This is a genomic window from Methanobrevibacter sp. 87.7, assembly GCF_002208625.1.
GTDB lineage: Archaea > Methanobacteriota > Methanobacteria > Methanobacteriales > Methanobacteriaceae > Methanarmilla.
Genome location: NZ_MRCT01000195.1, coordinates 1 through 2,927, shown reverse-complemented (window position 1 = coordinate 2,927; position 2,927 = coordinate 1). Strand labels below are relative to the sequence as shown.

At 21.8% G+C, this 2,927-nt stretch carries 2 protein-coding genes; one reads left to right on the top strand and one right to left on the bottom strand.

The features are described 5' to 3' along the window. Window positions 1-330 precede the first annotated feature (330 nt). Window positions 331-2,271, top strand: coding sequence for a DNA mismatch repair protein MutS (locus BGI41_RS07520; protein WP_088540082.1), 1,941 nt, complete (start codon window positions 331-333; stop codon window positions 2,269-2,271). 62 nt (window positions 2,272-2,333) lie between these two features. Here BGI41_RS07520 and BGI41_RS07515 read toward each other — a convergent pair whose 3' ends face one another. Continuing rightward, entirely contained in the window at window positions 2,334-2,852 is a 519-nt protein-coding gene (locus tag BGI41_RS07515) for a hypothetical protein (RefSeq protein ID WP_143744816.1), read from the bottom strand. Window positions 2,853-2,927: the final 75 nt, after the last annotated feature.

Sequence of the window (2,927 nt, the reverse complement as noted above, 5' to 3'; positions counted from 1 at the left end):
ATCTAATTACTTTTTCATTATTCTTTTTTTTATTTTTCTTTATTTTTTTTATATTACATTTTCAATTATTTTTAATACATTTTAAGCTTTTATTTTATTTTTTTTTTTTTTTTTACTTATTCAGTTTTTTCATTTTTTAGTTTTTTTTCTTTAATAATTTTTGTCATTTTTCATGTTTAATGAAATTTTTGCATTGTTTTTAAGAATTTTATATTATTTTTTATTAATTATTAGTTTTCAAATGCTCTTTCTAAACTTTATTTATATAGTATATCTAAAATATTTATTAATTTTAGTAAAAAATCAATTAATTTTGTGGGTTTGGTTTTTATGTGTGAAGTAAAAAATAAGAATAGTTCTTTACAATTACAAAATATTAAAGGTGTAGGTAATAAATTATCTTCAAAGATTTTAAAAGAAGTAGGTGGTGAAGAAAACCTTAAAGAAATTGTAGATAATTTAGAACTTGAAAAATTAATATCTATTGATGGAATTTCTCAAAGAAAAGCAATTGAAATAATGAATCAGTTACTTGGGAATCCTAAACAAGATTTTTTGAAAAATGAACGAGCATTTCAATTATATGATGAAATTATTGAAAAAATTTTATCTTATTCAAATACAGATTATTCTAAAAATAGAATTCTCCTACTTGCTCCATTAAAAGATAAAAATAAAATTGAAAAAAGAATAGATTTTGTTATGGATGCTAAAAAATTAGTTTCTGATTTACCTATAATAAAACTTAGAGGATTAATGAAAAATTTAGATGAACCTAAAGATTTTAAACTTCCTTATGATTCAAGTAAAATAATAATTGTTGAATCTGATGAAGATAATCAATATCTTACTGAATTAGGTTTAAATCAATATTATCCTATTGTAACTGCAATTAATTCTCCAAGTTTTGCTGAAGAAATACATAATTATGAATTAATATTTTATATTTATTCTGAAGGAACATTAGATTTTGGTGAATTAAATAATCTTATAATGATTAATAAAGAAGCATCTATTAATGAAATTATTCCTGATAAAATTATTGGTTATTTTAATGATAATAGATTCCTTTTTAACCAAGTTGCACAAATTAGAAAAATTTTAAATAAAGAAACTGTTCTTGAGGATATTGATCCTATACTTAATAGTATTAATTTAGCTGAAAAAGAAAACATTGATTTAGATGAAATATTATTAGAAGTTAAATCTTATGGTGATGATAGACTTAAAAATGAGATAAAAAAAGTTGATCTTGAAGGAGATGAAATTCTTGATTTATTAAATCATGATATGCCTTCAAAACTTGATAAAATATTTAACGATACTTTAAAAGAATTAAGTGAAATGATTTATAATAAAACTTCTATTCATTTTAATCCATTTCTTGAAAAGTATCCTTTAGAAATTGATGATAATGAGGTTCATCGTATTAAACAAGATTTAAATTCTAAAGTTGAAAATAATCTTTTTGATATGAAAATTAAAGTAGCAAGTTATCTTTCAAGTATTAAAGATAAAGCCTATAATGAAGTTATGGAAATTATTAAATTTGATTATATGTTTACTCTTGGAAGTTTTGCATATGAATATGATTTACATAGGCCTGTTATTGATAATGACTTTAAACTTAAAGGCGCTATTCATTTGAATCTTGCATTAAAAGATTCTAATAAAATACAAAGGATTGATTATGAACTTACAGAGGATAGTAATATAGCATTATTAACTGGTGCAAATAGTGGAGGTAAAACAACTTTATTGGAAACTATTTCTCAAGTTTCTATAATGACTCAAATAGGTCTTCCAGTTGCTTGTGATAGTGCTAAAGTACCTATTTTTGATGAGTTATATCATTTTTCTAAAAAAAGATCATTAGATGCAGGAGCATTTGAATCATTTTTAAGAGTTTTTATTCCAATTGTTACTACTAATTCTCAGAAACTTGTCTTACTTGATGAACTTGAAGGAATTACAGAACTTGATGCATCAGTAAAGATTATTTCAAGTTTTATAGAACTTATTAAAAAAACAGATTCTTTTGCTATAATTGTTACTCATATGGCTAAAGAATTAATAAATTATACTGATATACGTGTTGATGGTATTGAAGCAAAAGGACTTGATGAAAATTATGATTTAATTGTGGATAGAACTCCTAGAATGAATTATCTTGCTAGAAGTACTCCAGAGTTAATTTTAAAAAGAATTTATGAAAATTCTAATGGGGATTTAAAAGAAGTTTATGGAGAAATATTGAAGAAATTTGAATGATTTATATGATTTTTTTAGTTTAAATCATATTCTTATTTTATATATGGTTTTTTTATTTTTTTTTAGTTTAAATCATATTCTTTTATTTCATATATGTATTCATTTATTAATCTAAGATTTCCTTTTTCACATTGTGGACATTTATTAAAATTCCACACTGCATCTATTTCTCTTCCACATTTTGGACAATTTCTATGGTAAATACTTTTTAAATTTGTAGTGAATATTACTTTATCATGTTTTGATAATTTTTTAATTATTTCTTCTACTTTTCTTATACTTAAATTAGTTTTATTTGAAACAATATCATACTCATCTACAAAATCTTTGCAATGAATACAGTACCAAGTATGAACAAATCCTGAAATTTTAGAGCCAGTCATAGTTCTTGAAGATAATATTCCTAATGCTTCTTCAGTCATTTCACTTAAATCATCATTGATATAAAATACAACATCTTTGTTTTCAAATATAAAATTACAATTATCACACATAAACATTGAATATCTTGTCATTTTTTCTGTTTCACCTAATTCTTTCTTAATATTTTTATCAGACATGAACATTGAATATTTTGTCATAAATTTAGTATTTAATTAAAATTTTAAATAGTTTATTGTTTTTTTAATTAAATTTAATAAAAAATAGGGTAATAA